This is a genomic window from Sphingomonas sp. (assembly GCF_039594485.1).
GTDB lineage: Bacteria > Pseudomonadota > Alphaproteobacteria > Sphingomonadales > Sphingomonadaceae > Sphingomonas.
In genome coordinates this window covers 56462-82975 of sequence record NZ_JBCNNI010000008.1, presented here as the reverse complement: position 1 = coordinate 82975, position 26514 = coordinate 56462, and the positions used below count along the sequence as shown (strand labels likewise).

Here is a 26514-nt window from a genome sequence, read left to right as displayed (position 1 = left end):
CGACCTCGTGGCCGCCGAACAGGATGGGCGGATGCGCGATTCGCGGCACGATCCGACAATGCGGTGGGGAAGAGCGTCTGCGACCCTTGGCGGTGGCTCGTGTGTCCGCTAGGAGGACGGGTCTATGGACCGTATCCTCATTCGCGGCGGCAACCGGCTGTCGGGTCGCCTGAAGATTTCGGGCGCGAAGAACGCCGCGCTCACCCTGATGCCTTGCGCGATCCTGACCGACGAGCCGGTCACGCTGCGCAACCTGCCGCGTCTGGCCGATGTCGACGGGTTCGGCCATCTGTTGAACCAGATCGGTGCCTCGACCCGGATCGAAGGCACGCGGCCCGAGGATTTCGGCCGGGTCATGACGATCCGGGCGGGCCAGTTGTTCTCGACCGAGGCCCCCTATGACATCGTGCGCAAGATGCGCGCGTCGATCCTGGTGCTGGGCCCGATCCTGGCGCGCGCGGGCGAGGCGCGTGTCTCGCTGCCCGGCGGCTGTGCGATCGGCAACCGTCCGATCGACCTCCACCTCAAGGCGCTGGAGGCGCTGGGCGCGGCGATCGAACTGACCGCCGGTTACGTCAAGGCCAGCGCACCGGGCGGCCGTCTGTCGGGCGGGCGCTACACTTTCCCGGTGGTGTCGGTCGGCGCGACCGAGAATGCCCTGATGGCCGCCGTCACCGCCAGGGGGACGTCGGTGCTGGGCAATGCCGCGCGTGAGCCCGAGATCGTCGACCTGTGCCGCCTGCTGATCGCGATGGGCGCGCGGATCGACGGCGTCGGCACCGAGACGCTGACCATCGAGGGTGTCGACCGGCTGCACGGCGCGACCTATTCGGTGATGCCCGATCGGATCGAGGCAGGCTCCTATGCCTGCGCCGCCGCGATCACCGGCGGCGACCTGGAACTGGTCGGCGCCTGTGCCGAGGACATGCGCGCGACGCTCGCCGCGCTGACCGAGGCCGGTGTCACCGTCGAGGAAGGCCGCGATTCGATCCGCGTGAAGGCCGATGGCCCGCTTCAGCCGCTGACCCTGTCGACCGCACCCTTCCCGGGCTTCGCCACCGACATGCAGGCGCAGTTCATGGCGATGCTGTGCAAGGCCGACGGCACCAGCACCCTGACCGAGACGATCTTCGAGAATCGCTACATGCACGTGCCCGAACTGGCGCGGATGGGGGCGGACATCCAGGTTCACGGCCGCACCGCGATGGTAAAGGGCGTCGCCAGGCTGACCGGCGCGCCCGTCATGGCGACGGACCTGCGCGCCTCGATGAGCCTGATCCTGGCGGGGCTGGCCGCCGAGGGCGAAACCTCGGTATCGCGCGTCTATCACCTCGATCGCGGTTACGAGCGGCTGGAAGAAAAGCTGTCCGCCGTGGGCGCCGATATCGAGCGCGTCGGCGACTGACCCCGGAACCTCCCCAGGCCATGCCTGGGAAGGGTTCGTCCCTCCGCGGGCTACCACCAGCCGTCGGCCTCCAGCACCGGCACCATCGCCCGCGCCTCCATGCCGTCTTTCAGGATCAGGCGGACGCCGCGCTCCCCGCGCCGGGCCTATGGTGACGCTTTATCTCGGCGGACTGGTCGGTGCGGGGGCCTTCGCCTTGCTGCCCGGCCAGGCCATGGGCATGTGGCTGTTCGACCGGATCAGGTGATCAGGCGGCGCAACGTCTCCACCCGGTCGGCCTCGGCGGCGGGCTTGTCGGTGCGGATGCGGGCTATCCGGGGGAAGCGCATCGCGACGCCGGATTTGTGCCGCTTCGATTCGTGGATCGAATCGAACGCGATCTCCAGCACCAGCGACTTCTCCACCTCGCGAACCGGGCCGAAGCGCTGCACGGTATGCGCGCGCACGAAGCGGTCCAGTGATCGCAATTCCTCGTCGGTGATCCCCGAATAGGCCTTGCCGACGGGGAGCAACTCGCCCTCCTCGGTCCAGCAGCCAAAGGTGTAATCGCTATAATAGCTCGACCGGCGGCCATTGCCGCGCTGCGCATACATCATCACGCAATCGGCGGTCAGCGGATCGCGCTTCCATTTGTACCACAGGCCGACCCGCCGCCCGCCGCTATAGGGCGAATCGCGCCGCTTGAGCATCACCCCCTCGATCGCGGCGTCGCGCGCGGTGGCGCGAAGGGCCTTCAGCGCGGTGAAGTCCTCCGCCTCTATCACCGCGCTGACATCGAAGCGATCGGGGTCGAGCCTGGCCGCGAACCCCTCCAGCCGTTGCCGCCGCTCGGTCCAGGGGAGGGCGCGGACATCCTCGCTCCCGTCGACCAATATGTCGTAGAGCCGGACGAAGGCGGGATAATCGGCCAGCATCTTCGCCGATACCGTCTTGCGCCCCAGCCTTTGTTGCAGCGCGTTGAAGCTGGCCGCGCCGCCGCCATCCTCCAGCGTGCCGCCCTGATGCTCGCCCTTGACCAGCAACTCGCCATCGACCGCGCCGACCGTGTCGAAAGCGCTGGCGACATCGGGGAAGGCGTGGGTCACGTCGTCGCCGGTGCGGCTATAGAGTCGCGTCTGCCCTGCGACATGGACGATCTGCACCCGGATGCCGTCCCATTTCCATTCGGCGGCATAGTCGGTCAGGTCGACCCGCAAATCCTCCAGCGGGTGGGCGAGCATGAAGGGGCGGAAGACCGGCACATTGGCGGGCGTCGGCTGCGCGCCCGTGCCCTCGCCCCAGGCGAAGAGTTCGGTGTAAGGCGGCGACAGGCCGTGCCAGACCTCTTCCACCGCATCGACATCCAGCCCGAAAGCCTGCGCGAAGGCGGTCTTGGCGAGCCGCGCGGACAGGCCGATGCGCAGCCCCCCGGTCGCCATCTTGAGCAGCGCGAACCGCTCCTCCGCCGTCATCCGGTCGAGCATGTCGGCCAGCACGGCGGGCGCGTCGGAGCGCGACAGATGCCGCAACCGCTCCACCACCGCGCTGACCGACAGCGGCTCGGGATCGCGCGGCCGGTCCCGCGCGGGCCAGAGCAGCGCGACCGTCTCCGCCGTGTCGCCGACATAGTCGCGGCTCATGCGGAAGAGCACGGGATCGACCCGTTGCTCGATCAGCGCGCGGATGAGCGCGGGCTTGACGCCGGGCAGGTCGAGATCGCCGGTTAGCGCCGCCATCGCCCAGCCCCGGTCGGGATCGGGCGTGGCGGCGAGGTAATCCGCGACCAGCTTCAACTTGGCGTTGCGCGACCTTGTGTAGATCAGCGCATCGAGCAGCGCGGCAAAATCGCGCACCGGCGGATCAGTCGATCGCGTTCCTCACAGACTTGCCTGCGACCAGTCCCAACACCAGGAAGATGACGAACAGCGCGATCGCGATGAAGAACAGGATCTTCGCGATCCCGACAAACGCCCCGCCGATACCCCCGAAACCGAGCGCACCCAGGATCAATCCGATGACGAGGAAGGTGATGGCGAGCTTCAGCATGGGGCAATCCTCCTGACCTTGGTAGGGAGGAAACCGGCCAAGCGGGACGGTGTTCCCCCTGGGCGGTGGTCAGCGTCTCCTTTCGGAGAGGGGGGAGCCCGACCGGCCTTCGATCATCCGTTGTCGGGAATGCTGATGACCATGTTGGTCTTGCCATCGTCTTCACGCGAAACCACGATCGAAACCTCCTTGCCATCCTTCTGGCCGGAGATCATGCCGGTTTCACCGGAGATCAAAGAGGAAGGCAGCTTCCAGCCTTCCTTGTTCAAAGTGCCCTTGTAGAACTCGACCACCTTGGCGACCGGATCGGCCGAGCTGAGAGTCACCATCTTCAACTTGCGGCCATTATTCTCGGTTTCGACCACGCCGGTCACCGACGCACCGGGATAGACGGGGGCATAGCCGGGCATGACGACCTTGGTCGCGTCCGTGCCATCCGCCACGCGGATCGTGCCCTGTTCCGTGGTGATGGAGGAGGTGCCCTTGCTCTCATCGCTGGTGAATGTGGCGCCTGCCACGGTCGCCGACTTCTCGCTCGATCCACAGGCGGCAAGCAGCAGGCAGGTGGTCAGGACAACGTGACGCAAGACGATCCTCCGATGACAGCTTTGCTATACATCAATGCCACGGCTTGGCGGCATGATAAACCCCGCACCGATCGCGTTCGGCGCATGCAAAAAGGCCCCGGCTTTCACCGGGGCCTTGTCGTCTTGCAGTGCGACCGGGCGATCAGCCCTTGCGGCCCGCTTCGAACAGGAACCAGGCGCGTTCCTCGGCCTGGTCGGTCCATTCGTCGACGATGCCGCTGGTGGCATTGTCCTTGGCCTCTTCGGCGGCGTCCTTGACGGTGCGGAAACGCTCGACCAGCTTCAGATTGTCGTCGCGCAGCTCGACCAGCATGTCGGCGGCGGACACGAATTCGCGATCATTGTCGACGATCGTCTGGCGGCGCGCGATGTCGCCGATCGAGCGCAGCGTGACGTTGCCGGTCTTGCGCACGCGCTCGGCGATCGCGTCGGTCACGCCCAGGATCTGCGTCGCCTGATCGTCGAGCATCAGGTGATAGTCGCGGAAATGCGGGCCCGAGACGTGCCAGTGGAAATTCTTGGTCTTCAGGTAAAGCGCATAGCAATCGGCCAGCGCTCCGTTCAGGGCGTCGGCGACGCTGGCGGTCGCGTTGCGGTTGAGGTCGGTCGGCGTATCGAGTGCCGGGTTGATATCGGACATGTCAGACTCCCGCTATCTGGAATGGGCTGGCTGGATCGTTGCGTGAACGATCCGATGACGGAATTGCTCCATTCCGTCCATCCGCAAAACCCCGTGCTGTGTGATCGATGCCCTAGATCAGTCCCCCCTAGATCAGTCCCTTGGTCGACAAGCCGATCACCAGCCCCGCGAGGATCAGGACGCTGCCGATGGCGATCCGCATCGCGCGCAGTGGCAGGCGGCGCCATTCGCGCTCACCCAGCGTCAGCGGAGGCAGGATCGCGCCCAGCGTCCCGGCCAGCGCGCCGGGCAGCGCGGCCCAGGGCAGGGGCGAGCGCGCGGCGGCGGCCATGACCACCATGACGCTCAAATCGGCCAGCAGGATCACGCCGGCGCCGATCGCTGCGGTTCCTGTCACGCCCAGCCGGGAAAAGCCGCCATAGGAGGCGGCACGGCGTGGCCGCCCCATCATCCCGAACCCGACCAGCATCAGCGCGATGGCCAGCAACAGTCCGTGCATCTCCGGGGTGAAGCGGGCGGCCAGCATGATGCCCAGCCGGATCGCCAGTGCGCAGAGCAGCGCCTGCGCCAGCATCACGCCGCCGACCACCTGGGTCGGTCGCCCGGTCCGCTCGGCCAGCCGCATCGTGAAGTCGCCCAGCCGCCCGCCGATCTGAGCGACCAGCATGACGACCAGAACGATCATCAGCGCGTCCATCAGCCCGCCAGTCGCATCGAGCAGGCGTCGGCGAATCGGTTGGCGGTTTCGAGATCCTGCCGCTCGCTGGCGATCGCGTCGGTCAGCATGGTCAGCCAGCCATGGACGGGGCCCGCGTCGCCGTCGCGCATCAACGCCCGGTCGATGAAATGGGTGACGGTGACCGCGGGGGTGAGGCCCAGGCCATGGACGATCCGGCGAATCGCCTCGACATCGTCCGCCAGGTCGGCCGGAGGCGCATAGGGCGCGCGCACGTCGAGCGCCGCGATCCGGGCCCAGAGCTGGTCGCGAATCGCGTCGTGCTCGGGGGCCCGTGCCAACGAATCGCTGCTGTCCATCGCGTGCTGCCGTCCCTTTGTGCCGGTGTCATTCCGGCCCTTCGCCGTGTAGGGGCTTGTGTAAGGATAGCGGGGCGCACGTAAAGAGGGGCTTAAATCGGGCGAAAAGCTTGACTCAGGCGGGCACATGCGCCATGCGCGCCCCTTATATAGCGGCGGCTCCGGCTGCCGCTTTCGCTTTTTCACGCATACAGGAACCAGGTCATGGCCAAGCCGACCACCGTCAAGATCAAGCTCGTCAGCTCGGCTGATACCGGCTTCTTTTACGTCACCAAGAAGAACCCGCGCACCAAGACCGAGAAGCTGAGCTTCAACAAGTACGACCCGGTCGTGCGCAAGCATGTCGAGTTCAAGGAAGCCAAGATCAAGTAAGTCACGGACGGGCGACCGTTCGCGTCGCCCCGTGAAGGCTTGAAAGGCGTGAAGCCGCCGTCCCGAGGGGCGCGCGGCTTTTTGTCGTGTGCGTCCTGTTTTTTCCTCCCGTTCGCGGGGAGGGCTTATCAAGCCGCTTCGGGATAGAGTGTGCGAATCAGCCAGTCGTGGAACAGCTTCACCGACTTTTGCTGGAGCGCGCGCGGACGACAGACGAACCAGTGGCTGTAAGGGCTGTCCACCTCGATATCGAACAGCCGGACGAGGCGCGGGTCCTGGGCATGTTCGAAATGGCTGGCATGCATGAAGGCGATGCCCAGCCCCTGCGCCACCGCCTCCAGCATCAGCCCGCCCGAATCGAAGAAGTCGATCGCCTTGGGCTTGATGCTGGGCAATCCGGCCGCCTGGCACCAGGCGGTGAACGCATCGGGCATTTCGCGGTGGAGCAGGGCGGTCATGCCGTTGAGCTGTTCGGGGCGTTGCAACGGATTCGGCCCCTCGACCAGCCGCTTGGCACCGATGACATAGACCTTGTTTCGGTCGAGTCGCTTGGCATAGAGCGACGGGTCGATATCGCGGCCCAGCGCGATCACCGCGTCCAGCCCTTCGCCCAGCCGGGCGATGCCGTGCCCGGCGGTGTCGATGTCGAGATGCAGTTCGGGGTGTGCGGCGCGCAACATCCCCATATGGGGGAACAGCCGCTGCGCCGCATAAAGCGGCAACACCCCTAGTCGCAGGCGCAGCACCTCGTGCCCGCTGGTCATCGCCTCCACCGCGTCGGACAATTGGTCGAGCAGCGGTGCGATCTGTTCCATCAGCGTCTCGCCGTCTTCATTGGGCACCATCGCCTGGTGTCGCCGGGCGAACAGCGGCTTGCCGACGAAGCGTTCGAGCGTCTGCACCCGGCGGCTGAGCGCCGGGGCGGACAGCGCCAGTTCCTCGGCGGCGGCCTTGATGGAGCCCAGGCGTACCACCTGAACGAATGCTTCGATCGCACCCAGCGGAGGGAGCCTGCGCATCACGCACCTGTCGTTGTGAACATCCTCTCGACCAGAGGATTGCATAAACTGCAATCATAGCCAAGCTTTTCGCACTTGCAACATAGCGTGCTGCGACGCAAAAGGAACACGCCTTTCAGGCATCCTCTCCTAAAAACTTTCCGGGCTGGTCGTTTCGATCGGCCCTTTTTTTTGTCTCCGTTCGGCCGGGCGCTCTTTCGCTGGCCGGAACCCGCCCCCACGTCCCGCGCTTTCGTGTTGAACAGCAAAGCCAAGGGACGATCATGGCCGACAGCGACGCACCGACGCGCAAGATTCAGGTGGCCAATAGCCGCCCCGAGGATTCCGGGCGCGGCCTGGCCCATCTGCCGCGCAGCCTGATGGCCGGGCTGGGCATCACCGAGGGCGACGTGATCGAGATTGTCGGCAAGCAGGCGACGCCCGCCCGTGCCGTCGCGCCCTATCCAGAGGATGAAGGGCTGGACCTGTTGCGGATCGACGGGTTGCAGCGCGCCAATGCGGGCGTGGGCTCGGGCGATTTCGTCGAGGTCCGCAAGGTCGAATCGAAGCCCGCGACCCGCGTCGTCTTCGCCCCCGCGCAGGAAAATCTGCGCCTCCAGGGGTCGGCGCAGGCGCTGAAGCGTACCTTCTTCAACCGGCCGCTCTGCCAGGGCGATGTGGTGGCTACGGCGGGACAGCAGCGGGTCACCAACATGCCGCCGGGCGTCGCGCAGTTCATGAACGCGCCCGCTTATGCACTCCAGGAAATCCGGCTCGCGGTCGTCGCGGCCAGCCCCAAGGGCGTCGTCCATATCGACGAGAATACCGAGGTCGAGCTGCGCCCCGAATATGAGGAACCGCGCGAGGCGCGGCGCGCCGACGTCACCTATGACGATATCGGCGGCATGGCCTCGACCATCGACCAGTTGCGCGAGATGGTGGAATTGCCGCTGCGCTATCCCGAACTGTTCGAGCGGCTGGGTGTCGAGCCGCCCAAGGGCGTGCTGCTCCATGGCCCGCCCGGCACCGGCAAGACCCGGCTGGCGCGCGCGGTGGCGAACGAGTCGGACGCGCAGTTCTTCCTGATCAACGGGCCCGAGATCATGGGCTCGGCTTATGGCGAGTCCGAACAACGGTTGCGCGAGATTTTCGAGGAGGCGACCAAATCCGCCCCCTCGATCGTCTTCATCGACGAGATCGACTCGATCGCCCCCAAGCGCGACCGGGTGCAGGGCGAGGCGGAGAAGCGGCTCGTCGCGCAGTTGCTGACCCTGATGGACGGGCTGGAGGCGCGGGCGAACCTGGTCATCATCGCCGCCACCAACCGGCCCGAGGCGATCGACGAGGCGCTCCGGCGGCCGGGCCGCTTCGACCGCGAGATCGTGGTGGGCGTTCCCGACGAGCGCGGACGGCGCGAGATCCTGGGCATCCACACGCGCGGCATGCCGCTGGGCGACAAGGTCGATCTGACCGAGCTGGCACGCACGACCTTCGGCTTTGTCGGGGCGGATCTGGCGGCGCTGACCCGCGAGGCGGCGATCGAGGCGGTGCGGCGGATCATGCCGCGGCTGAATCTCGAGGAGCGGACGATTCCGGCGGACGTGCTCGACACGCTGTCGGTCACGCGCGAGGACTTCATGGAGGCGCTGAAGCGCGTCCAGCCCTCGGCGATGCGCGAGGTGATGGTACAGGCTCCGACCGTCCGCTGGGATGATGTCGGTGGGCTGGACACCGCGCAGATGAAGCTGAAGGAAGGTGTCGAGCTGCCGCTCAAAGACCCCGACGCGTTCCGGCGACTCGGGATTCGTCCGGCCAAGGGCTTTCTGCTCTATGGTCCGCCGGGCACCGGCAAGACCCTGCTCGCCAAGGCGGTCGCGCGCGAGGCGCAGGCCAATTTCATCGCCACCAAGTCCAGCGACCTGCTGTCCAAATGGTATGGCGAGAGCGAGCAGCAGATCACCCGGCTGTTCGCCCGCGCGCGACAGGTGGCACCGACGGTCATCTTCATCGACGAACTCGATTCGCTGGTGCCCGCGCGCGGCGGTGGCCTGGGCGAGCCCCAGGTGACCGAGCGGGTGGTCAACACCATCCTGGCCGAGATGGATGGGCTGGAGGAACTCCAGTCGGTCGTCGTGATCGGTGCGACCAACCGGCCCAATCTGGTCGACCCGGCGCTGTTGCGGCCGGGGCGGTTCGACGAACTGATCTATGTCGGCGTGCCGGACAAGGCGGGACGGCGGCGGATTCTGGGCATCCAGACCGCCAAGATGCCGCTGGCCCCGGACGTCGATCTGGATGATGTCGCGGCGCGGACCGATCGTTTCACCGGCGCCGACCTGGGCGATGTGGTGCGCCGGGCGGGGCTCGTCGCGCTGCGTCGCTCGCTGAGCGCGAAGGAGGTCGACATGGCGGCGTTCGAGGAGGCGCTGACCGAGGCCCGGGCCAGCGTCACGCCCGAGATGGAGCGCGATTACGAACAGATCGCGGCGCGGCTGAAACAGGACGCGGCCGCGATCCAGCCGATCGGCTTCATCGCCCCGGGCATGGTCACGCCGAGAGGGGAGTAGCAGCGTCAAGGCCCATACCCGTCGCCCCTGCGAAAGCGGCGGCAGGGGCGACGGGGGCGACAGGGGCGGGGCTTACGCTTCCCAGGCGTAACTCCGCCCCACCGCCGCGACCGCCACGTCGTAGCGCGAATACCATTGCGCCCGCCCGCGCTCGCGGATGGCGGCATGATCGGGGTGCGCGCGCCAGGCGACGGCGCTGGCCTCGTCCGCCCACCAGCTGATGGTGATGCCCAGGCCATCCGTCCCGCGCACGCTGTCGACACCGCGATAGCCGGGCTGTTCCGCGGCCAGCGCGGCCATCGCCGCCGCCGCGTCGCCATATCCGGCCGTATCGCCATCGCTGCGCTGCGACACGAAGATCACCGCGATCTGCCCCGTCCGATCCATGCCTTTCCCCTGCTTGTCGCGTCCGCTTTGCGACGGAATGCAGTATCGCCGCGCAACCCAATAGCTTGAAAGTCGTTCGGCACCTGTGCGACGAGGGGATTTCCCTCGCGTTTCCTCCACGCGGGGATCACGAACGACAGGAACTCGATGCCCAGCTCGACCACCGCCGCGCGCAAGTCCCGCACCGACGCCACGGGTTATCCCTCGCCCGGCCAGATGTTTTTTCAGCAATTTCTGAAGCATCCGGTGATGGTGGGCTCGATCATCCCATCCTCGGGCAAGCTGATCCGCAAGATGCTGGCGCCCGTCGACTGGGCCAATACCAAGCTGTTCGTTGAATATGGCCCGGGCGTCGGCACCTTCTGCCGCCCGATCCTGGAGCGCATGGCACCCGATGCCAAGCTGATCGCGATCGATACCAATGCCGATTTCTGCGATTATCTGCGCCACACGATCATCGATTCCCGCTTCGCCGCGGTGAACGGATCGGCGGCCGACGTCCAGAAGATCGTGCGCGACCATGGTTTCGACCATGCCGACTATGTGCTGTCGGGCCTTCCCTTCTCGACCTTGCCGCCCGGTGTCGGTCCGGCGATCGCCCAGGGCACGCATGCCGTACTGCGGCCCGGCGGGGCTTTCCTGGTCTATCAGTTCAGCCCCAAGGTGAAGGACTTCCTGGTTCCCCACTGGGACAATATCGACCATGACATGGAATGGTGGAACGTGCCCCCGGCGCAGCTTTACTGGGCGTGGAAGGACTGATCCGCCGTCCGCCCGGCGGTGTCTAATCCCCGTCGGGCGACTCGATCCCGAAATTGAGCCCGCGTGAGATCGAAGGGTCGATGACCGCGATCAGCAGATAGGCCGCGAATTGCCGCAGCCGCTGGAACCAGCCGGTATGCCGCTTGTACCATTCGGGCGTGATCGGCTCCGACCGCGCGACTTCGCCGTCCACATAGGCCCGCACATGATCGGCAAAGCCCAGGTCCTCGATCCGCAGCATCAGTTCGAGATTCACGAACAGGCTGCGCATGTCGAAATTGGCCGAGCCGATGTGCACAGCATCGTCGATCGCATATAATTTCGTGTGCAGCTTGGTGAGCTGATATTCGAAGATCCTCACCCCCTTTCGCAGCAGGCCGGCATAGGTGAAGCGCGCCGCCGCGATCGTCGCTTCATTGTCCGACTTGCCCGCCGTGACGATCCGCACCGCCGCGTCGCGCCTTCCGGCCCGGTCCAGCCGCCGCAACATTGAGGGGCTGGGGGTGAAATAGGCGGCGATCAGGTCGATCCGCCGACCGCGGCGCATGTCGTCGCGCACCGTCCGGGCCCAGGGCGACAGGCGTCGGGTCGGCCCGCCGATCAGCCAGCGCAACCGTCCGGTCGATTCGCTCCAATGCGCCAGCGCCCGGTTCAGGTCGCGCAGTCGCCCCTTGTCATCCTCCGTCCAGGCGAACAGCGCATCGAAATAGCCCGCCATCCGCGCCGCCGCCGGCCCCTCCATCAGCAGGCCCAGGTCGCGCCAGCTATGGTCGGCGGGGGTGCCGAAATAATCATCCTCGATATTGAACCCGCCGATGATGATCCGGGCGGGGTGGGGTGTTTCGGCATCGGCTCCCTCTGCGTCCGCCAAAGCGAGCTTCTGGTGATTGCGCAGCAGATAGCGGCGGCCGAAGCGCGGCTCGAACCGCGACAGCCTTGCGCCCGACTCGACCAGCGGGCGGAAGAACGCTTCGTCCGCCCCCGCGCCAAAGCCGTCGACGACCACCGTCACCGCGACGCCCCGATGGGCGGCGGCGGTCATCGCATCGCGCACCCGTCGCCCGGTCGCGTCGCTGGCGTAGATATAATAGAGGATGCGTAAGGACCGGCGCGCGCCCTCGATCAGCGCCAGCAGCGCCTCCAGCCGCCGGGGGCCGGTGTCGAGCAGCGTCAGGGCATGGCCATCGATGTGAAAGACCGGCTGCTCAGGGGGGGGCGTGGGCGAAATGGCGGGCTCCTTGAGCGCATGATCCTCTTGATTGCGTAACGGTCAAGGCGACAGGTGCGTTGCATTGATATGGGACGTCATATGGACATCATCGGGTCATTGCGCCGCGCTTTTGACTTGTCGCGCCTTTGCTGCTAGGCGGCCTGCTTTCATCCCAGCATTATTTGCGAAGGACACACGCATGGCGCGCGTCACCGTCGAGGATTGCGTCGACAAGGTTCCCAACCGTTTCGATCTGGTGCTGTTCGCGGCGCAGCGGGCTCGTCAGATTTCCGGCGGGGCTGACCTGACCGTCGATCGCGATCGCGACAAAAACCCGGTCGTCGCTCTGCGCGAGATCGCGGAGGAAACGGTTCGTCCGACCCATTTGGAAGAAGCCGTGGTCAACAGCCTGCAGCGCGTCCAGATCGATGACGAGGACGAGGCGGACGATGTCGGCAGCCTGCAGGCCTCGGCCGAGGCGCTGCGCCTGACCGCCGCCGCCCCGCCGCGCAACCAGAATCTGGGCGCCGATTACGACGGCTGATCGCCTGTCGCGATCGATAGGAAAAAGGGCCGGTGCGAACCCTCGCACCGGCCCTTTTCGTTCGGGCGACAGGGTCAGTAGCCCCAGCCGCCGCCATGCCAATAGTCCCAGCGCGCGGCATGGCGTTCGTGCCGGGCAAAGCGCGCGTCGCGCCGCGCCTCGGCCCGACGAACGGCGGCGGCATGGGCATAGGCATCGGCCGCACGATAATCGCCATAATAGGCCGCCGTATCGGCCGCCCGCTGGTCCCGCCCGGCCTGATAGGCATGGACCTCGGCACCATGCCTGGCGCGATGGGCCATATAATCGTCATAGCGCCAGTCCTGCGCACTGGCGGCTCCGGCGATCGTCATGGCCCCGCCGGCCAGCGCGAGCAGCAATCCCGTCCTGAGCATATTCATCGCAACACCCTCAAACCAATTCGCTCCCGGATGGGCGGGACATTGCGCGACTTATCCTGAACCGAGCGTGGCGGCGGCGTTCAGCCTATCGGCAGGTGGAGAAAGGATCGGCCGTTACGCGCGCCGCGAAACCGGCTCCGCCAGGATTTTCGCAAAGCAGACGGCCTCGGGCCGCCCCGCATATTTCCCGAAATTGGAAATCCGCCGATAGCCGTTCTTATGGTAGAATCGCACGGCCCTGTCGTTGACCAGCCGCGTCTCCAGCCACAGCTCGCGATATCCGTCAGCCTGCGCGCGCGCTTCGAGATGCGCAAGGACCGCGGCACCGACACCCTTGCTTCCGGGCAGGGCAAACATCCGCTTGAGCTCCGCCACGCCTTCCACCAGCGGCCGATACGCGCCACAGCCGATCGGCCGGCCCCGATCGTCATAGGCCAGCACGAACGACGCGCCGACTCCTTGTACGTCCAGAGGGTCGAAGGAGGCCCTGCCACTGTCGCCGGTGATCGCTTCCAGTGCATCGGAAAGACGGTCGAGCAACCCGGCCGCCGCCGGATCGCAAGGGTCGGCAGGTTCGATACGCATTCGTGGCATGGCTCCCTCTTGGGGGCGAGGGTATCGCGTCGGTTTCGTCCGCGCCAGTTCGCCCCGCCGCCGCGCCTGGCCGAGTGTGTGTTGACATAATAATACACATGCGCGATCCTGTCCGCTTCTCATTGGGGAGAAGGTCCATGTACAGCGAGAGCGACATTGACGGCGCAGTGGCGGCGGGGGCGATTTCGCCCGATGCGGCGGCCGCACTGCGGCGCCACGTCGCGACATCCCATGCCGCGCCGGCCGTCGATGAGGAGCATTTCCGGCTGCTGACCGGGTTCAACGACATCTTCGTATCCATCGCGATCGCGTTGCTGCTCGCGGCGGTGGGGCAGATCGGCTTTCGCATCAGCCACGGGCTGGGGGGCGGGTTCGTCGCGGTGGCGGCGTGGCTGCTCGCTTATTATTTCACCGCCAAGCGGCGCATGGCATTGCCCAGCATCCTGTTGCTGCTCGCCTTTGTCGGCGGCGTGGCGGGCGGCCTGATCGGGGTGATCGAAACCCTTTGGCCGCACATCAACGGCACCGAGGAGGGATTGGCGGCGTCCGTGACCGGCCTGGTGTCGGCGGGCGCGGCCTGGCTGCACTGGCGTCGATTCATGGTGCCGATCACCGTCGCGGCGGGCGCGGCGGCGCTGGTCGCGGTGGTGATCGGGCTGCTGCTGGCGGCCTTTCCCGACATCAAGCAGGGCCTGTGGCCGATCCTGCTGGCCTGCGGGCTGGGCGTGTTCGCGCTGGCGATGCGCTGGGACATGTCCGACCCCAAGCGCGAGACCCGGCGGGCGGATGTCGCCTTCTGGCTGCACCTTGCCGCCGCTCCGATGATCGCCCATCCGATCTTCCAACTGCTCGGCGTCTTCGATGGGGACATTGGCGGGGGCATCGCGGCGATCGTGCTGGCGCTCTATCTGCTGTTCGCCGGGATCGCGCTGGCGGTCGATCGGCGTGCGCTGCTCGTCTCCAGCCTCGTCTATGTCCTCTATGCGCTCTATTCGCTGTTCCGCAGTGCCGGTGCGGTGGAGCTGGGCGCGGCGTTCACCGCCTTTGTCATCGGCGCGGCGCTGCTGACGCTGTCCGCCTTCTGGCAACCGATGCGGCGGTGGGTGATCGGCCGGCTGTCGCAGCCGATGCGCCTGCGCCTGCCGCCGGTGCAGCAGCCCGCATGAGGCAAGGGGGCGCCGCGCGCGTGGGGCGGGCGGCGACCCTGACCGATCGGCTCAGGCCTCAATAGGCATAGGCCCGCACCAGATCGTAGAGATAATCGCGTCCGTCATAGAGTGCCTTGACCTGGATCCGCTCGTTCAGGCCGTGGATGCCCGACATGTCCTTCTCGATGAAGATGCCTGGCGCGCCATAGACGGGGATGCCGATCGCCTGGAAGAAGATGCCGTCGGTCGCGCCCGTCGACATCATCGGCACCATCGCCACGCCGGGGAAATGCCTGGCCGCGACCGTTTTCATCGGGCCGATGATCTTCGGGTCCAGCTTGGGCGGGATGGCGGTCGGGCGGACCGGCTGGTTGGCGGTCACGGTGATCTTCGGTCCGGCCAGTTCCTTCAGGCGGGCGAGCGTGCCCTCCACCGTTTCGCCGGGAAAGATGCGGCAGTTGATGTTGGCGGTCGCCCGCTGCGGCAGCGCGTTTTCGGCATGGCCCGCCTGAAGCAGCGTCGCGACGCAGGTGGTGCGCAGCGTCGAGTGCAGCGCCTTGTCCTGGCTGACGATCGCATCGGCCGCCTTGTCGTTCGGATCGGCGAGCAGCCGGGTGATCGCATCGCCCAGCTGGCCGCCCATCCGCTGCGCCGTCGCGGTCAGGAAGGCGCGGGTGGTGTCGGTCAGGACGACGGGAAATTCATACCCCTGCACCGCCTTCACCGCGTCGGCGAGTTCATAGATCGCGTTCTGCGGCGTGGGTTGCGAGCTGTGCCCGCCCGGATTGGTGGCGAGGAAGGTGTAATTCTGTGCCGCCTTCTCGCCGACCTGCACCGCCAGCAGTTGCCGCGTGCCATTTTCGTCCAGACGGCCGCCGCCGCCCTCGTTCAGGACGAATTCGGCCGCGATCAGATCGGGCTTGTTCCTGGCCAGCCATTCCGCGCCGTTGAAGGCGAAGGTCGTTTCCTCGCCACAGGTCAGCGCCATCTTGATCGTGCGCTTGGGCGGGGTTTTCTTCAGGCGGATCAGCGTGTCGGCCCAGATCGCGCTCATCGCCTTGTCGTCGACGGTGCCGCGACCATAATAATAGCCGCCTTCCTCGATCAGCGTGAACGGATCGCGGGTCCAGTCCTCGCGCTTGGCCTCGACCACGTCGAGATGGCCGAGCAGCAGCATCGGCTTCAACGTCTTGTTGGTCCCCGGCAGCACCGCGACGATGCCGCCGTCCTTGGGATGTTCGGGCACCGAGAAGAGGGTGATGTCGGCGTCCTTGTATCCCGCCGCCTTCAGCCGGTCGGCGATCTGGCCGGCGGCCTGGGTGCAGCTTCCGACCGACAGGCTGGTGTTGGTTTCGACCAGTTGCTTGTAGAGGTCGAAGAACGCCTTCTGGTCGGGGCGTGCCTGCGCCGCCGCCAACCCGGGCATCAGCGCACAGGTCGCGAGTGCGCCGCCGATCCATTTTGCCAACCGCATCTTTTATCCCCCTTATTTCGGTTTCCGGGGCGAATAGAGCGCGTCATGAGGACAGGTGCAAGCGATTGCGCTTCTTCATCCTCCTCTGGCAGGCGAGGAAAGTGGAGCGGCTAATCCTTTGACCCGAGCGGATTTCGCGCTAGCAGTCGGCGATGGACCATCCCGACGTCGCATCCCGCTCCCGCCTGATCTCCCCCTCGCTCTTCGCGCTGTCGATCTTCTACGGCGGCATGGTGTGTATCGCGGGGGTGCTGGGCAACAAGCAGGTCGCGCTGGGCCCGCTGGCGGTCGAGGCGGGCATCTTCGCCTTCCTGTTGCTGGTCGTGACGTCGAGCGCGGTGGCGGAACTGCATGGCCCGCAGGTCGCCGGACGGCTGGTGCGGGTCGGGTTCGTGCCGCTGCTGGTGTCGCTGGGCCTGTCCTGGGTGGTGTGGATGCTGCCGCCTTCGCCGGAGATGATCCCGGCCAATCGCGACGCCATCCAGCTGGTGCTGGGGTCGACCTGGCGGATCTGGCTGGGCGGCATCGTCGCGTACGGCGTGTCGCAGACGCTGAACGTCACCATCTTCGCCGCGCTGAAGGGCAAGGAGGGCAGCAGGCTGCTCTGGCTGCGCGCGGCGGTGGCCAGCATGCTCAGCCAGATCGTCGACACGCTGCTGTTCGTCACCATCGCCTTTTACGGGGCGTTCCCGATCGGCCAGTTGATCGTGGGACAGATGATCGCGAAGGTCACGCTGTCGGCCGTGCTGGTGCCGCCGCTGATCTATGTGTTCGTCGGGATCGGACGGCGGCTGGACCGGGCCTGATCCGATATTGCCGGTTTTCCCCGCTCCCGACCCGCGATAAAGGGCGGGGATGACCAACCACGATCCCGACGCCGCCCTGCTCGCCAAGGCCGAGACGCTGACCGAGGCGCTGCCCTATCTCCAGCGTTATGCGGGCAAGACCTTCGTGGTGAAATATGGCGGCCACGCCATGGGCGATCCCGAGCGCCAGCGCGATTTCGCCGAGGACATGGTGCTGCTCAAGGCGGTGGGCATCAACCCGGTCGTCGTCCATGGCGGCGGGCCGCAGATCGGCGCGATGTTGAAGCGGCTGGGCGTCGAGTCGCAGTTCGTCAACGGCCTGCGCGTGACCGACAAGGAAACCGCGCAGATCGCCGAAATGGTGCTGGCGGGGTCGATCAACAAGGAAATCGTCAGCTGGATTTCCGCCGCCGGGGGCCGCGCGGTCGGCATTTCGGGCAAGGATGCCGGGCTGGTCATCGCCGAGAAGGTGCAGGGGCGCGAGGCCGATCCGTTGAAGGGCATCGAGCGTCATGTCGATCTGGGCTTCGTCGGCGAGCCGGTTTCGGTCGACCCGCGCCTGATCGAAAGCCTGTGCGCCGACGGCATCATCCCGGTCATCGCGCCGGTCGCCATCGGGCTGGACGGCCACACCTATAACATCAACGCCGACACCATGGCGGGCGCGATCGCCGCGCGGCTCCATGCCTCGCGCTTCTTCCTGCTGACCGACGTCGCGGGCGTGCTGGACAAGCAGGGCGAGTTGATGACCGACCTGAACCCGGCGCGGATCGCGGAGCTGCGTGTCGACGGGACGATTTCGGGGGGCATGATCCCGAAGCTGGAGACCTGCGTCTCGGCGGTCGAGGCGGGCGTGGACGCGGCGGTGATCCTGGACGGGCGCGTGCCGCACGGGATGCTGCTGGAAATCTTCACCAAGCAGGGTGCGGGAACGTTAGTCCGCCGGTGATTTTCGGCCTGAGGCGAGGTCGGGGCATGGCCTTCGACTTCGCTCAGGCTGAACCTGCGAAAATGCGCCGTCAGAAATCGACCGCCACGCCCTTCAATTCCCAATCGCCATAGCGGACCGGATTCTTGCCGAGCGGATCGTCCTGCGGCTCGGGCTTGGCCTCGGGCCGCGGCACCGGCGGGTTTTCGGACAGATAGGCGGGCGGTTTCACATGGTCGGGGCGCTGGCCCATGGGCGGTCCTTTCGACTAAGGGGCAAATATTGCAGCCCATGTCGGGGCTGACAGGAGTTTTGCCAAGTGACACGTCCTCCCCAATCGCCGACCCGTGGCCGTCCCGATCGTCGCGGTGGTCCCAAGGGCGAGGACCGGCGCGGGCGTCAGCAGCGCCCCACCGAACCGCTGGGCACCGCGAGCCGTCGCGCCGCCATTCGCCTGCTCGACGCGGTGCTGCGCCGGGGTGAGCCGCTGGAGGCGGCGCTGGCTTCGGCCACGCGCGCGCTGCCGGGCGGGCCCGACCGGGGGCTTGCCCATGCCATCGCGGCGGAGACATTGCGCCGCCTTCCTGATCTCGACGCGCTGATCGACTCGGCGACGAAGCAGCGGCTGCCCGACGATGCCAAGGCGCGCTTTGCCCTACGGATCGCGCTCGTCCAGGTGCTGGCGCTGGGTACGCCGCCCCATGCGGCCATTTCCACCGTCTTGCCGCTGGTCGATGGTGGCCCGCGCAAGCTGGTCCACGGCGTGTTCAGCACCATCACCAAGAGCGGCGTGCTGCTCCCCGAAATCCCCGCGCTGCCGGACGCGACCGAAGCGCGCTGGGAAGAGAATTGGGGCGAGGAGATGGTGGAGGCGGCCGCCCATGCCATCGCCGCGCCGCCGCCGCTCGACCTGACGCTGGCCGATCCGTCGGCGACCGATCAATGGGTGGAGACGCTGGGTGGGGTCAGCCTGATGCCCGGCCATGTCCGCCTGCCCTCGGGCCATTCGGTGATGGAGTTGCAGGGGTTCGACGAAGGCGCCTGGTGGGTGCAGGACTTGGCCGCCTCGATCCCCGCGCGCCTGCTGGGCGAGGGCAAGGGTCATGTGCTCGACCTGTGCGCCGCGCCGGGGGGCAAGACGCTGCAACTCGCCGCCGCTGGCTGGACCGTCACCGCGATCGACCAGTCCGAATCGCGCCTCGCCCGGTTGAATGAGAATCTGGAGCGGACCAACCAGTCCGCCGAGGTCGTCGCCGCCGACCTGCGCGAATGGAGCCCGAAGGATCAGGCCGATGCGATCCTGGTCGATGCGCCGTGCAGCGCGAGCGGCATCTTCCGTCGTCACCCCGACGTCCTCTACCGCGTCCGCCCGGCGATCATCGCCGAGATGGCCGAATTGCAGCGCGTGATCCTGTCCCGCGCCGCCGACTGGCTCAAGCCCGGCGGCACCCTGGTCTATGCCACCTGCTCGCTGGAGCCCGAAGAGGGCGAGAATCAGATCGCGGCCTTCCTGGCCGAGCGTCCCGATTACGCGCTCGTCCCGATCACCGGCGACTGGCCGGGGATCACCGACAAGGGCACGATCCGCACCCTGCCGACGATGCTCGCAAAGGAAGGGCGGCTCGACGGGTTCTTCATAGCGATGCTGCAACGCAAAGGCTGACTTGGGCGCGATATGCGGGTAGAGGGAAAAGCCATGCTCCCTGTGCGTATCGCTCCCTCCATTTTGTCCGCCGATTTCGCCAAGCTGGGTGAAGAAGTCCGGGCTATCGACGCCGCCGGCGCCGACTGGATTCACATCGATGTGATGGACGGGCATTTCGTGCCCAACATCACCATCGGCCCGGCGGTGGTGAAGGCGCTGCGCCCGCACACCGCCAAGCCGTTCGACGTGCACCTGATGATCTCGCCGATCGACGCCTATCTCGACGCCTTTGCCGAGGCGGGGGCGGACACGATCACAGTGCACCCGGAGGCGGGGCCGCACATCCACCGCACGATCCAGCATATCAAGGGGCTGGGCAAGCGCGCCGGGGTCGTCCTGAACCCCGCGACGCCCGCCAAGATGCTGGATTACCTGATCGACATGGTCGACCTGGTGCTGGTGATGAGCGTGAACCCTGGCTTTGGCGGCCAGAGCTTCATCGAGAGCCAGCTCAAGAAGATTGCGGCAATCCGCAAGATGATCGACCATAGTGGTCGCGCGATCGACCTGGAGGTCGACGGCGGCGTCGATCCGGTCTGGGCCAAGCGCTGTATCGAGGCGGGGGCCGATGCGCTGGTCGCGGGGACGGCGGCCTTCCGGGGCGGTCCGGCGCATTACGCCGCCAATATCGCCGCCCTGCGCGGTTGAGCGGGCGGTTGACCGACATGCGCGACCGCATCGGGGGTGATGTCGCCCCGTCCGCCGCCGACAGTATCGAAGAGGGCAAGCGCCTCGTCCGCGTCCAGACCGGGGGACTCTCGCTCGCCGATCGGTTGAGCGAGCATCTTCACCGGCTGACCTGGCGCACGCCGCTGCATTCGCTGCGGCTGAAGGGGCGGCATCCGCTCAAGCTGATGGCGGTGCCCGAGGACCCGATCCTGGGCGATATCGAGCGCGGCCATGCGCTGCTCGGCGGGGTGCTCGACTGGCGCGGCGAGGAGCGGGGGGTCGAGTCGATCGACTTTGCGCGGCCCGACTGGTCGACCGGGTTCGCCGACCATCTGCACAGTTTCGCCTGGCTGCGCGACCTGTCGACCGTCGCGACCCGGCAACAGGGCGCGCCGATCGCCGAATATCTGATGGGTCGCTGGCTCGACGCCTTTGCCGAGACGGTCGACGCGACGGCGTGGCGGCCCGACCTGTGGGGGCGGCGCATCCTGTTCTGGACCGCGCATGCGCCGCTGATCCTGTCCTCGACCGATCTCGTCTATCGCTCGCGCGTGCTCAACACCATGGCGCGCGGCGCGCGGCATCTGGATCGCGGTGCGGACAAGGCGCCCGCCGGGGTCGCCCGGATCGCGGCCTGGTGCGGGGTGATCGCGGCGGGATTGCTGCTGGCGGGGGGCGATCCGCGCCAGGTGTTCGGCGAGGCGGGGCTGGCGCGTGCGCTCGACAGCGGCCTGTTCGCCGATGGCGGCGTCATCGCGCGGAACCCGGCGGTGCAGCTCGATGCGGTCATGCTGCTGACCATGATGCGCGAAGTCTATGACGCGCGGGGCCTCGCTTTCCCGGACGCCTTCCAGGCGCGGTTGCAGCGGATGATATCGGCGCTGCTGGGCGTCATGCATGGCGACCGGGCCCTGTCGAGCTGGCAGGGCTGCGGCCCCGAAACGCCCGAGAAGATCGCCGCCGTGATCGAGGCGTCGGGCGTGCGCACCCGGCCGCTGCGCCAGGCGGGTGACTGGGGCTATCAGCGGCTGGCGGCGGGGCAGACGGTGCTGATCGTCGATGCCGCGCCCCCGCCCATCGCCCGTGCGGTCGAGGGCGGCTGCGCCTCGACGCTGGCGTTCGAGTTCTCGGATGGCGCGCAGCGGATCGTCGTCAATTGCGGCGGCGCGCGTGCGACCGTGGCGCAGGTGCCCGCCAGCCTTGCGCATGGCCTGCGCACCACGGCGGCGCATTCGACGCTGACGCTGGGCGATTCCAACTCCACCGCCATCCATGCCGACGGAACGCTGGGGCGCGGCGTCGCGGAGGTGGAACTGAGCCGCCAGGAATCGGACGCGGCCAGCCGGATCGAGGCGAGCCATGACGGCTATGTCCGCCGTTACGGCTTCACCCATCGTCGCCAGCTTCTGCTGACCGGCGACGGGCGCGAGCTGCGCGGCGAGGATGCGCTGTTGCCGCAAGGGCGCAAGCGGCAGGCGGGCAGCACGGCCTTCGCGGTGCGTTTCCATCTCGGCGACGGGGTGGAGGCGATGGTGACGGCGGAGAGCGGACAGGCGATCCTGCGGCTTGACGACGGTGCGCTGTGGCAGTTCCGCTGTCGCGGCGGCATATTGTCGATCGAGGAGTCGCTGTGGATCGACGGCACGGGTCGCCCGGTCGCGACCCAGCAGCTCGTCGTGACCGGCGAGACCCCGGCGGGCGGCGCGCATGTCAGCTGGGCGTTCAAGCGGGCGCTCTGAGCGCGGCGGCCTAGCCTCCGTCGCGCTGCGACAGGGGGGAAGGCGGGGGAAGGATCGCCGCACAGCGTGGCCGATCCGCCACATGCCCGAAAAACCGATGCGATCAGGGGCTGTTTAGCCTCCTTCGCATCCGCTAAACCGCGCGGACCATGCCCCATCTCTATCTTGTCGACGGCTCCGGCTATATCTTCCGTGCCTATCATCGCCTGCCGCCGCTGACCAACAAGCATGGCGAGCCGGTGGGGGCGGTATATGGCTATACCACCATGCTCTGGAAGCTGGTGGACGAGGTCAACGCCGCCGATGGCCCCACCCATATGGCGGTGGTCCTCGACAAGTCGTCCAAGACCTTCCGCAACGAAATGTACGACCAGTACAAGGCGCACCGGCCCCCGCCCCCGCCCGATCTGGTGCCGCAGTTTCCGATGATCCGCGACGCCACCCGCGCCTTCTCGCTGCCCTGTATCGAGGAAGCGGGGCTGGAGGCCGACGACCTGATCGCCTGCTATGCCCGCGCCGCGCTGGCGCAGGGGTGGCAGGTCACGATCGTCTCGGGCGACAAGGACCTGATGCAGCTCGTCGAGGATGGCAGCCTCGACATGCTCGACACGATGAACAATCGGCGTCTGGGCGAGGCGTATGTTCAGGAGAAGTTCGGCGTGGGCCCCAAGCAGTTGGGCGATGTCCTGGCGCTGATGGGCGACAGCGTCGATAACGTGCCGGGCGTGCCGGGCGTGGGGCCCAAGACCGCCTCCAAGCTGATCGCCGAGCATGGCGATCTCGAATCCGTCCTCGCCGCCGCGCCCGAGATGAAGAAGGGCAAGCTGCGCGACAACCTCATCGAACATGCCGAGAATGCGCGGCTGTCCAAGCGGCTGGTCACGCTGGAGTGCAATGCGCCTTTGCCGCAGCCGCTGGAGGAACTGGCGCTGCATCCGACCATCCCGGATGCGCCGCTGCGCGCGTTCCTGGAGCATCACGGCTTTCGCTCGCTGATCGCCAAGATGGGGCAGATCACCGACGACGCCGCGCCCGCGCCTGTCGCCGGAGAGGCGGCTCCGCCCGCGCCGATGGACGATGACGAGCCGTGCAACCTCGATGGCTATACGACGGTGCAGGACCTGGCCACGCTCGACCAGTGGGTGGCCGAGGCGCAGTCCCAGGGCTTCGTCGCGATCGATACCGAGACCAGCTCGACCGACGCGACCCAGGCCGAACTGGTCGGGGTCAGCCTGTGCCTGTCGCCCAACAAGGCGTGCTACATCCCGCTCGGCCATGGCGGCACCGACCTGCTTTCCGAAGTGCCGGTGCAGATTCCGGTCGCCGCCGCGCTGGAGCGGATCAAGGCGCTGTGCGAAGACCCTTCTGTCCTCAAGATCGGCCAGAATCTGAAGTTCGACATGATCGTGCTGGGCGAGCGCGGCATCGCCATCGCGCCGCATGACGACACGATCGTCCTGAGCTTCGACCTGGATGCGGGCCTGCATGGGCACGGCATGGACGAACTGGCCGCGACGCATCTGTCGCACACCTGCCTTGCCTTCAAGGAGGTGGTCGGCACCGGCAAGAAGCAGCTCGGCTTCCACGAGGTCGATCTCAAGACCGCCACCCGCTACGCCGCCGAGGATGCCGACGTCACGCTGCGGCTGTGGAAGCGGTTCAAGGCGCGGCTGCCGATGGAGCAGGCGACTCGCGTGTACGAAATGGTCGACCGTCCGCTCGTCCCGGTGATCGCGAACATGGAGCGACGCGGGATCAAGGTCGATCGCGAACGCCTGTCGCAGCTCTCGACCGAGTTCGCCGGGCAGATCGCCGGGCTGGAGGGCGAGATCCATGCGATGGCGGGCACCCCCTTCACCATCGGCAGCCCCAAGCAGCTTGGCGAGATCCTGTTCGACCGGCTGGGCCTGAAGGGCGGGCGCAAGGGCAAGTCGGGCGTTTATTCGACCGATGTGACCGAACTCGAACGTCTCGCCCGAGATGGTGGCGAGGCGGCGGAGATCGTGCGCAAGATCCTGGAATGGCGCCAGCTTTCCAAGCTCAAGAGCACCTATACCGACGCGCTCCAGGCGCAGATCAACCCCAAGACCGGCCGCGTCCACACCAGCTACAGCCTGACCGGCGCGCAGACCGGTCGGCTCTCCTCGACCGAGCCCAATCTCCAGAACATCCCGATCCGCACCGAGGTGGGGCGGCAGTTGCGCGAGGCGTTTATCGCCGAGCCTGGCCATGTCCTGATCGCCGCCGACTATTCGCAGATCGAGCTGCGGCTGGCCGCGCATATGGCGGATGTGCCTGCGCTGCGCGACGCCTTCGCCAATGGCGACGACATCCACAGCCTGACCGCCAAGGAGCTGTTCGGTGAGGTCAATCGCGACACGCGCGGACGGGCCAAGACGATCAACTTCGCCATCCTCTACGGCATTTCGCGCTGGGGGCTGGCGGGCCGTCTCGACGTGTCGGTGGACGAGGCGCAAGCCATGATCGACCGCTATTTCGAGCGCTTCCCCGGCATCAACCGCTATATCGCCGAGACGCTGTCCAGCGTGCGGGAGAAGGGGTTCACCGAGACGCTGTTCGGCCGCAAGACGCATTTCCCGCGCATCGCCTCGCGCAACCAAGGCGAGCGGCAGGGGGCCGAGCGCGCCGCGATCAACGCGCCGATCCAGGGGACCAGCGCCGACATCATCAAGCGTGCCATGGTCCGCATGGAACCCGCCCTCGCCGCCGCCGGGCTCGGCCATGTGCGGATGCTGCTCCAGGTGCACGACGAACTGGTGTTCGAGGCGCCCGAGGCGGATGCGGAGGCCGCCGGCGCGGTGATCCGCGCGGTGATGGCGGGCGCGGCCGAACCGGCGGTGACGTTGTCGGTGCCGCTGGGCGTCGAGATCGGGGTCGGCAAGAGCTGGGGCGCGGCGCATTGACCGTCACGCCCGGTCCTTCCTTCTGATGCCCCAAAGTCAGGATATCGACGCGCTCGCCAAGGGCGGGCGGACCAATATCGCGGGCTTCGTCCTGCGGCTGGCGGCGCGCATCCCCTTCCTGTTCATCGCGGGGCGCATCTATGGCCCGGATCTGGTCGGGCGCTTCGCCATCGCGGTCGTCGTGGTCGAACTGGCGGCGCTGATCGCGACGCTGGGGATGAAGCGCGGGCTGGCACAGGCCCTGTCCTCGACGGAGCGGCCGCATGTCCATGTCGTGTGGGATGCGATGGCGCTCGCCTTCCTCGCCTCGGTCGGGGCGAGCGCGGTGCTGTGGACCTTCCCTGAACTGCTCTATCCCAACAGTGCGATCACCGGGCTGGACCGCTGGCTGCCCTGTATCATCGTCGCCATCGCCTGGTCCGACGTCAGCCTGGCCGCGCTCGCCTATCGCCACAATGTCAAGGCGACGGTCACTGCGCGCGCGGTCGTCGAGCCCTGGACCATTTCGGTCGCGGCCTGGCTGTTTTCCTTCTTCACGATCCGCGACGGCCTGGTCCTGTCCTATGTCGCGTCGATGACGGCGGCGCTGATCGCCAGTCTGGTGCCGTTCCTGCGCAGCTATGGCCTGCCGCATGGCTGGAGCCCGCGCCTGGCCCGCGTCTTCGCGCTGGCCCGCGCCAATGCGCCGCTGGCGGGCGCGGATGCGCTGGAATGGGGCACGCGCAATGTCGACCGCTTCATCCTGGGCGTGATGTTCGAACCGCGCATCGTCGGCATCTATTATATGGCGCAGCAGGTCGCCTCGCTGCCGCAGAAGCTGAAGACCAGCTTCGACCCGATCCTCGGCCCCGTCATCACCCAGAGCCTGGCCAGTGGCGATATGGGCGCGATCGCGCGGCAGGTGCGGCAGGTCGCCTTCTGGATCATGGCGGCACAGGGTTGCCTGGCGCTGATGGGGTCGATCCCCGGCGAGGGCGTGATGGGGGTGGTCGGCCCGCAATTCGTGTCGGGCACCGCCGCGCTCGCCTTCCTGCTGTTCGCCGAGGTGCTCGCCTCGACAGGCGCGGTGTGCGAATCGGCGCTGGTCTATACCGCGCGGCACCGCAACCTGATGATCTCGATCGCGATGCTGGGGGTGCAGATCGGGCTCAGCTTCGCGCTGATCCTGGGAATGCGCGCGCTCGGCTGGCCCGCGACCTGGGCGGCGGCGGGGCCGGCACTGGCGCTGGCGATGAGCGTGACGATGACCTCGGTGATCAAGGCGCGGGTGCTGTCGGGCATCCTGAAGGCCCCCGTCTCGCCCTTCCGCTGGCCGCTGCTATGGGCGGCGGGCGCGGCGGCGATCGTGGGCGGCATTTTCACGCTGCTGCCCAAGCGGCTGGAATGGGCCGAGCTGTTGTTCGGCGAGCCCGCGATCGCGGCGACCTATCTGCTGATCCTGTGGCGCTGGGCCTTCAGTCCGGCGGACCGCGCGCTGTTCGGAAAAGCGCCGCGCGCGGAAGAGGCGACCCTGCCCAACGAGGGCGGGATCACCCGTTAACGGGCAGGGATTAGCCGCCACCCAAGGATAAGGCCCCTTCCGAAACGGTCGGAA

General features: G+C 67.2%; 26 protein-coding genes. 13 read left to right on the top strand and 13 right to left on the bottom strand.

Translation table 11 applies throughout. The features are described from left to right. Window positions 1-124: 124 nt before the first annotated feature. The gene (murA, locus tag ABDV78_RS05445; protein WP_343526261.1) at window positions 125-1405 is read left to right on the top strand and encodes a UDP-N-acetylglucosamine 1-carboxyvinyltransferase; all 1281 of its coding nucleotides are present in this window, start codon (window positions 125-127) and stop codon (window positions 1403-1405) included. Between the two features lie 239 nt (window positions 1406-1644). Here the strand turns inward: murA and ABDV78_RS05440 are convergent, their stop codons facing one another. From ABDV78_RS05440 to ABDV78_RS05415, 6 genes are all read right to left on the bottom strand, one after another. Further along, on the bottom strand, window positions 1645-3237 hold the full coding sequence (locus ABDV78_RS05440; RefSeq protein ID WP_343526260.1) for a cisplatin damage response ATP-dependent DNA ligase: 1593 nt from the start codon (window positions 3235-3237) through the stop codon (window positions 1645-1647). A 7-nt stretch (window positions 3238-3244) separates the two neighbouring features. Then, window positions 3245-3430, bottom strand: coding sequence for a DUF1328 family protein (locus ABDV78_RS05435; protein ID WP_343526259.1), 186 nt, complete (start codon window positions 3428-3430; stop codon window positions 3245-3247). 113 nt (window positions 3431-3543) lie between these two features. After that, a complete protein-coding gene (locus ABDV78_RS05430) occupies window positions 3544-4017 on the bottom strand; it encodes a hypothetical protein (protein WP_343526258.1) in 474 nt (157 codons plus the stop codon). Between the two features lie 142 nt (window positions 4018-4159). After that, window positions 4160-4657, bottom strand: coding sequence for a DNA starvation/stationary phase protection protein (locus ABDV78_RS05425; protein WP_343526256.1), 498 nt, complete (start codon window positions 4655-4657; stop codon window positions 4160-4162). A gap of 127 nt (window positions 4658-4784) precedes the next feature. Further along, the gene (locus ABDV78_RS05420) at window positions 4785-5354 is read right to left on the bottom strand and encodes a hypothetical protein (protein ID WP_343526255.1); all 570 of its coding nucleotides are present in this window, start codon (window positions 5352-5354) and stop codon (window positions 4785-4787) included. After that, a complete protein-coding gene (locus ABDV78_RS05415; RefSeq protein ID WP_343526254.1) occupies window positions 5354-5674 on the bottom strand; it encodes a hypothetical protein in 321 nt (106 codons plus the stop codon). Before ABDV78_RS05415 ends, ABDV78_RS05420 begins: the two co-directional genes overlap by 1 nt. Window positions 5675-5896: 222 nt before the next feature. Between ABDV78_RS05415 and rpmG the strand changes: the two genes are divergently transcribed. Next, window positions 5897-6064 (top strand): 50S ribosomal protein L33, encoded by a 168-nt coding sequence (gene rpmG, locus ABDV78_RS05410; protein ID WP_007407030.1) that lies wholly within the window; start codon window positions 5897-5899, stop codon window positions 6062-6064. Between the two features lie 128 nt (window positions 6065-6192). On the opposite strand, the gene ABDV78_RS05405 is transcribed toward rpmG, so the two are convergent. After that, complete coding sequence (locus ABDV78_RS05405; RefSeq protein ID WP_343526251.1) at window positions 6193-7083, bottom strand: LysR substrate-binding domain-containing protein; 891 nt, start codon at window positions 7081-7083, stop codon at window positions 6193-6195. 263 nt (window positions 7084-7346) lie between these two features. Here ABDV78_RS05405 and ABDV78_RS05400 point away from each other — a divergent pair, with 263 nt between their 5' ends. After that, complete coding sequence (locus ABDV78_RS05400) at window positions 7347-9629, top strand: CDC48 family AAA ATPase (RefSeq protein WP_343526249.1); 2283 nt, start codon at window positions 7347-7349, stop codon at window positions 9627-9629. A gap of 72 nt (window positions 9630-9701) precedes the next feature. Here the strand turns inward: ABDV78_RS05400 and ABDV78_RS05395 are convergent, their stop codons facing one another. Further along, window positions 9702-10016 carry an antibiotic biosynthesis monooxygenase gene (locus ABDV78_RS05395; protein ID WP_343526248.1) on the bottom strand — a complete coding sequence of 105 codons (315 nt, stop codon included), beginning with the start codon at window positions 10014-10016 and terminating at the stop codon, window positions 9702-9704. Window positions 10017-10163: 147 nt separating this feature from the next. On the opposite strand from ABDV78_RS05395, the gene ABDV78_RS05390 reads away from it, so the two are divergent. Further along, complete coding sequence (locus ABDV78_RS05390; RefSeq protein ID WP_343526247.1) at window positions 10164-10778, top strand: methyltransferase domain-containing protein; 615 nt, start codon at window positions 10164-10166, stop codon at window positions 10776-10778. A 22-nt stretch (window positions 10779-10800) separates the two neighbouring features. On the opposite strand, the gene ABDV78_RS05385 is transcribed toward ABDV78_RS05390, so the two are convergent. Next, on the bottom strand, window positions 10801-11967 hold the full coding sequence (locus tag ABDV78_RS05385; RefSeq protein WP_343526326.1) for a phosphatidylserine/phosphatidylglycerophosphate/cardiolipin synthase family protein: 1167 nt from the start codon (window positions 11965-11967) through the stop codon (window positions 10801-10803). Between the two features lie 220 nt (window positions 11968-12187). On the opposite strand from ABDV78_RS05385, the gene rpoZ reads away from it, so the two are divergent. Beyond that, the gene (rpoZ, locus tag ABDV78_RS05380) at window positions 12188-12532 is read left to right on the top strand and encodes a DNA-directed RNA polymerase subunit omega (RefSeq protein ID WP_007407028.1); all 345 of its coding nucleotides are present in this window, start codon (window positions 12188-12190) and stop codon (window positions 12530-12532) included. A gap of 74 nt (window positions 12533-12606) precedes the next feature. Here rpoZ and ABDV78_RS05375 read toward each other — a convergent pair whose 3' ends face one another. Together ABDV78_RS05375 and ABDV78_RS05370 are read right to left on the bottom strand one after the other, a co-directional pair. Beyond that, window positions 12607-12933, bottom strand: coding sequence for a hypothetical protein (locus ABDV78_RS05375; protein WP_343526244.1), 327 nt, complete (start codon window positions 12931-12933; stop codon window positions 12607-12609). Window positions 12934-13047: 114 nt separating this feature from the next. Continuing rightward, entirely contained in the window at window positions 13048-13518 is a 471-nt protein-coding gene (locus tag ABDV78_RS05370) for a GNAT family N-acetyltransferase (RefSeq protein ID WP_343526243.1), read from the bottom strand. A 146-nt stretch (window positions 13519-13664) separates the two neighbouring features. On the opposite strand from ABDV78_RS05370, the gene ABDV78_RS05365 reads away from it, so the two are divergent. Further along, window positions 13665-14693, top strand: coding sequence for a hypothetical protein (locus tag ABDV78_RS05365; RefSeq protein WP_343526242.1), 1029 nt, complete (start codon window positions 13665-13667; stop codon window positions 14691-14693). A 58-nt stretch (window positions 14694-14751) separates the two neighbouring features. Here ABDV78_RS05365 and ABDV78_RS05360 read toward each other — a convergent pair whose 3' ends face one another. After that, complete coding sequence (locus ABDV78_RS05360) at window positions 14752-16149, bottom strand: M20/M25/M40 family metallo-hydrolase (protein WP_343526241.1); 1398 nt, start codon at window positions 16147-16149, stop codon at window positions 14752-14754. Window positions 16150-16301: 152 nt separating this feature from the next. On the opposite strand from ABDV78_RS05360, the gene ABDV78_RS05355 reads away from it, so the two are divergent. Further along, window positions 16302-16955 (top strand): queuosine precursor transporter, encoded by a 654-nt coding sequence (locus ABDV78_RS05355; RefSeq protein ID WP_343526240.1) that lies wholly within the window; start codon window positions 16302-16304, stop codon window positions 16953-16955. Between the two features lie 49 nt (window positions 16956-17004). After that, window positions 17005-17904, top strand: a complete 900-nt coding sequence (gene argB, locus ABDV78_RS05350; protein ID WP_343526239.1) for an acetylglutamate kinase — start codon at window positions 17005-17007, stop codon at window positions 17902-17904. 70 nt (window positions 17905-17974) lie between these two features. Here the strand turns inward: argB and ABDV78_RS05345 are convergent, their stop codons facing one another. Continuing rightward, window positions 17975-18136: a DUF1674 domain-containing protein gene (locus ABDV78_RS05345; RefSeq protein ID WP_343526238.1), complete on the bottom strand. Its 162-nt coding sequence runs from the start codon at window positions 18134-18136 to the stop codon at window positions 17975-17977. A gap of 168 nt (window positions 18137-18304) precedes the next feature. On the opposite strand from ABDV78_RS05345, the gene ABDV78_RS05340 reads away from it, so the two are divergent. The 5 genes from ABDV78_RS05340 to ABDV78_RS05320 all read left to right on the top strand — a co-directional run bounded on the left by ABDV78_RS05340 (window position 18305) and on the right by ABDV78_RS05320 (window position 26460). Beyond that, window positions 18305-19546, top strand: a complete 1242-nt coding sequence (locus ABDV78_RS05340; RefSeq protein ID WP_343526324.1) for an RsmB/NOP family class I SAM-dependent RNA methyltransferase — start codon at window positions 18305-18307, stop codon at window positions 19544-19546. Between the two features lie 33 nt (window positions 19547-19579). Continuing rightward, window positions 19580-20236, top strand: coding sequence for a ribulose-phosphate 3-epimerase (gene rpe / locus ABDV78_RS05335; protein ID WP_343526237.1), 657 nt, complete (start codon window positions 19580-19582; stop codon window positions 20234-20236). A 17-nt stretch (window positions 20237-20253) separates the two neighbouring features. Next, the gene (locus tag ABDV78_RS05330; RefSeq protein WP_343526236.1) at window positions 20254-21996 is read left to right on the top strand and encodes a heparinase II/III family protein; all 1743 of its coding nucleotides are present in this window, start codon (window positions 20254-20256) and stop codon (window positions 21994-21996) included. 149 nt (window positions 21997-22145) lie between these two features. Beyond that, window positions 22146-24920, top strand: a complete 2775-nt coding sequence (gene polA / locus ABDV78_RS05325; protein WP_343526235.1) for a DNA polymerase I — start codon at window positions 22146-22148, stop codon at window positions 24918-24920. Window positions 24921-24945: 25 nt separating this feature from the next. Further along, a complete protein-coding gene (locus tag ABDV78_RS05320; protein ID WP_343526234.1) occupies window positions 24946-26460 on the top strand; it encodes an oligosaccharide flippase family protein in 1515 nt (504 codons plus the stop codon). Window positions 26461-26514: the final 54 nt, after the last annotated feature.

Coding starts and splice junctions, on each gene's coding strand:
- murA (WP_343526261.1), top strand. CDS start 125: ATGGACCGTATCCTCATTCGCGGCGGCAACCGGCTGTCGGGTCGCCTG.
- ABDV78_RS05435 (WP_343526259.1), bottom strand. CDS start 3,430: ATGCTGAAGCTCGCCATCACCTTCCTCGTCATCGGATTGATCCTGGGT.
- ABDV78_RS05425 (WP_343526256.1), bottom strand. CDS start 4,657: ATGTCCGATATCAACCCGGCACTCGATACGCCGACCGACCTCAACCGC.
- ABDV78_RS05420 (WP_343526255.1), bottom strand. CDS start 5,354: ATGGACGCGCTGATGATCGTTCTGGTCGTCATGCTGGTCGCTCAGATC.
- rpmG (WP_007407030.1), top strand. CDS start 5,897: ATGGCCAAGCCGACCACCGTCAAGATCAAGCTCGTCAGCTCGGCTGAT.
- ABDV78_RS05405 (WP_343526251.1), bottom strand. CDS start 7,083: ATGCGCAGGCTCCCTCCGCTGGGTGCGATCGAAGCATTCGTTCAGGTG.
- ABDV78_RS05400 (WP_343526249.1), top strand. CDS start 7,347: ATGGCCGACAGCGACGCACCGACGCGCAAGATTCAGGTGGCCAATAGC.
- ABDV78_RS05395 (WP_343526248.1), bottom strand. CDS start 10,016: ATGGATCGGACGGGGCAGATCGCGGTGATCTTCGTGTCGCAGCGCAGC.
- ABDV78_RS05390 (WP_343526247.1), top strand. CDS start 10,164: ATGCCCAGCTCGACCACCGCCGCGCGCAAGTCCCGCACCGACGCCACG.
- rpoZ (WP_007407028.1), top strand. CDS start 12,188: ATGGCGCGCGTCACCGTCGAGGATTGCGTCGACAAGGTTCCCAACCGT.
- ABDV78_RS05375 (WP_343526244.1), bottom strand. CDS start 12,933: ATGAATATGCTCAGGACGGGATTGCTGCTCGCGCTGGCCGGCGGGGCC.
- ABDV78_RS05370 (WP_343526243.1), bottom strand. CDS start 13,518: ATGCGTATCGAACCTGCCGACCCTTGCGATCCGGCGGCGGCCGGGTTG.
- ABDV78_RS05365 (WP_343526242.1), top strand. CDS start 13,665: ATGTACAGCGAGAGCGACATTGACGGCGCAGTGGCGGCGGGGGCGATT.
- ABDV78_RS05360 (WP_343526241.1), bottom strand. CDS start 16,149: ATGCGGTTGGCAAAATGGATCGGCGGCGCACTCGCGACCTGTGCGCTG.
- ABDV78_RS05355 (WP_343526240.1), top strand. CDS start 16,302: ATGGACCATCCCGACGTCGCATCCCGCTCCCGCCTGATCTCCCCCTCG.
- argB (WP_343526239.1), top strand. CDS start 17,005: ATGACCAACCACGATCCCGACGCCGCCCTGCTCGCCAAGGCCGAGACG.
- ABDV78_RS05345 (WP_343526238.1), bottom strand. CDS start 18,136: ATGGGCCAGCGCCCCGACCATGTGAAACCGCCCGCCTATCTGTCCGAA.
- rpe (WP_343526237.1), top strand. CDS start 19,580: ATGCTCCCTGTGCGTATCGCTCCCTCCATTTTGTCCGCCGATTTCGCC.
- ABDV78_RS05330 (WP_343526236.1), top strand. CDS start 20,254: ATGCGCGACCGCATCGGGGGTGATGTCGCCCCGTCCGCCGCCGACAGT.
- polA (WP_343526235.1), top strand. CDS start 22,146: ATGCCCCATCTCTATCTTGTCGACGGCTCCGGCTATATCTTCCGTGCC.
- ABDV78_RS05320 (WP_343526234.1), top strand. CDS start 24,946: ATGCCCCAAAGTCAGGATATCGACGCGCTCGCCAAGGGCGGGCGGACC.